This is a genomic window from Kitasatospora sp. NPDC007106, from assembly GCF_040634455.1.
Taxonomy (GTDB): Bacteria; Actinomycetota; Actinomycetes; order Streptomycetales; family Streptomycetaceae; genus Kitasatospora; species Kitasatospora arboriphila.
Genome location: NZ_JBEYFP010000759.1, coordinates 1 through 2,775 on the forward strand (window position 1 = coordinate 1; position 2,775 = coordinate 2,775).

Annotated in this window: 2 protein-coding genes; one reads left to right on the forward strand and one right to left on the reverse strand. The window is 76.7% G+C overall.

Annotation, left to right across the window (positions count from 1 at the left end; all coding sequences use genetic code 11):
- Positions 1-1,749, forward strand: a 1,749-nt coding sequence (locus tag ABZ641_RS31955) for a SpoIIE family protein phosphatase (protein WP_359987479.1), incomplete at its 5' end; no start/stop codon positions are given.
- A 70-nt stretch (positions 1,750-1,819) separates the two neighbouring features.
- Here the strand turns inward: ABZ641_RS31955 and ABZ641_RS31960 are convergent.
- Positions 1,820-2,659, reverse strand: a complete 840-nt coding sequence (locus ABZ641_RS31960) for a patatin-like phospholipase family protein (RefSeq protein WP_344626984.1) — start codon at positions 2,657-2,659, stop codon at positions 1,820-1,822.
- Between the last annotated feature and the right edge of the window lie 116 nt (positions 2,660-2,775).

Below are 2,775 nucleotides of genomic sequence, written 5' to 3' on the forward strand. Positions count from 1 at the left end.
GACGCCGCCGGTGGCCCGCCCGACCTCCCCGAACAGCCGTGGATCGTTCCGGACGAGCTCGTCCACCCGCGCCGGGAGCGGGACGGCAGGGCCGCCGCCGACTACGCCGAGCGGCTCCCCGAGGGCGCGCTCGCCCTCGACCTGGAGGGCCGGATCACCTTCCTCACCTCCACCGCCGCCCGGCTGCTCGGACGCCCCGCCGACGACCTGATCGGCGCGCTGCCCTGGAACGTCCTGCCCTGGCTCGACGACCCCGTGCTGGAGGAGCGCTACCGCACGGCGGTGATCAGCCGCGAACCCACCCGCTTCACCGCGCTGCGCCCGCCCGGCCACGCACTGGAGTTCCAGCTCTACCCGGACCCGGGCGGCATCAGCGTCCGGATCACCCCGAGCACCCGGCAGCCGACCGCCGGGCCCGCGCCGACGCCTGCCGGCGAGCCTGCGCGAGCACCCGCGGACGAGTCTTCCGACGCACCCTCCGACGAGCCCTCGGGCGGGACGCCCGGCCGGGCCGCCGTACCGTCCGCGAACTCGATCGGACGGCTCCAGCAACTCATGCACCTGACCGCCGCCCTGACCGAGGCCGTCGGGGTGCGCGACCTGGTCGGCATGGTCGCCGACCAGATCCTGCCGGCGTTCGGCGCCCAGGCCCTGATCCTCTCCGCCGCCGACGCGGGACGGCTGCGGATCATCGGCCACCGGGGCTACTCCGCCGAGGCCGTCGAACGGCTGGACGGCCTGCCGCTCGACACCGGGTTCAGCCCGGTCGGGCGGGCACTCACCGACGGCACGCCCTCCTTCTTCGCCAGCCCGCAGGAGATGGCCCGGAACTATCCGGAGGCGCCGCAGATCACCGGCAAGCAGGCCTGGGCCGTCCTCCCGCTGATCGTCTCCGGCAGGCCCGTCGGGGTCTGCGTGGTCTCCTACGACCGCCCGCACGCCTTCACCGCCGACGAGCGCGCCGTCCTGACCTCGCTCGGCGGCCTGATCGCCCAGGCGCTGGACCGCGCCCGCCTGTACGACGCCAAGCACGACCTCGCGCACGGCCTGCAGGCCGCACTGCTGCCCCGCACGCTGCCCCGGATCGAAGGGCTGGACTTCGCCGCCCGCTACCTGCCCGCCAGCCTCGGGCAGGACATCGGCGGCGACTTCTACGACCTCATCCGGCTCGACGAGCGCACCGCCGCCGCCGTCATCGGCGACGTCGAGGGACACAACGTCGCCGCGGCCGCCCTGATGGGCCAGGTCCGCACCGCGGTGCAGGCCCACGCGGCCGCCGGCGCCGGCCCCGACCAGGTCCTCACCCGCACCAACCGCCTGCTGGCCGACCTCGACCCCGACCTCCTGGTCTCCTGCCTGTACGCCCACCTCGACCTCGTCCGCCGACAGGTCACCATCGCCTCCGCCGGCCACCCGCCGCCGCTGCTGCTCCGCCGCGGCGGCCGCGCCCACGTGCTGGACCTGGAGCCGGGACCGCTGCTGGGCGTCGACGTGTCCGCCGACTACCCGCTCACCACGCTGCCGCTGCCGGACGGCACCCTGCTCGCCCTCTACACCGACGGCCTGGTGGAGGTGCCCGGAGCCGATCCCTCGCGGATCACCGCCGCCCTCGCCGACCACCTGGCGGCCCATCGCGCCGACGGCCTCGACACCCTCATCGACGGTCTGGTGCAGGTCGGTTGGCCCTCCGGACGCCACACCGACGACATCGCCCTGCTCCTGCTGCGGGCCGGCCGCCCCCCGCTCTGAACCCCCGTGCTGCGCCGAACCCTCCTGCAGCTCTGAGCCCCGGCCGCTCCGGACCTTCGATGCCGCGGCCTCAGCGGTTCAACAGGGCGGCCACCGCACCGGCCCGGGCCGCCCCCTGCCGGCGGCCGGCCTCGGCCACGGCCGCCCGGCGCGAGGCGTCGAGCAGATTGCGGCCGATGGCGCGGCGGGCGTCGGCGTCCGGCGTGAGCACGAGGACCTCGGCGCCCTCCGCGGCGAGTTCGGCGCCCTGCGCCTCGGCGTGCGGGTGCGGTCCGACCGCCCGGGGCACGGGGGAGAGCGCGAGGACCCGGCGGTGGCCGCGTGCCAGGTGGACGTTGGTGGTCGACCGGGTGCCGCCGTCCATCCAGCGCCGTCCCGCCACCGACACCGGCGGCCACAGCACCGGTACGGCGCAGCTGGCGGCCACCGCCTGCGGCAGCGGCACCCCCGAGGACGCGTCGAAGACCGCCAGCCGGCCGGTGGCCGCCTCCACCGAGGCGAGCCGCAGGTCGCGGTCGGGCCAGTCGTGGACGCCGTCGAGCAGGGTGGTGATCGCCGCGAGGACCTCCGACTCGGGCACCGTACGGGCGGCCAGCGCCGCCCGGCCGAGACGCCGCACGGACCGCTCCGGATCGCGGGCGGCCAGGGCGGCCCAGAGGAAGCGCGCGGTCTGAGCGGCCGTCACCCGGACGGCCACCGCGGGGGTGCCGGCGAGCTCGCCCGCGAGGAGCTGCACGGGGTGCGCGCCGGCGGTGAGCCGGGCGCCGAGGACCGCACCCGCCGAGGTGCCGATCACGGTGTCGGTTCCGGTCGGGTCGGCCCCGGCCTCCGCCAGTCCGGCGAGGACGCCGATCTCCCACGCGCCGCCCAGTGTCCCGCCGCCGCCGAGCACCAGAGCCGTGTCCGCCATCGTCCCGCCCCTTCGATGAAACGGGGACAGCTCCCCGTTTGATGGTCCGACAGTAGCACCGGCGCCACCGGGGCCGGGGCGTGGACGCCGGTGAGCCCGCCCCCGGCGGGGACGGC

Coding starts and splice junctions, on each gene's coding strand:
- ABZ641_RS31960 (WP_344626984.1), bottom strand. CDS start 2,659: ATGGCGGACACGGCTCTGGTGCTCGGCGGCGGCGGGACACTGGGCGGC.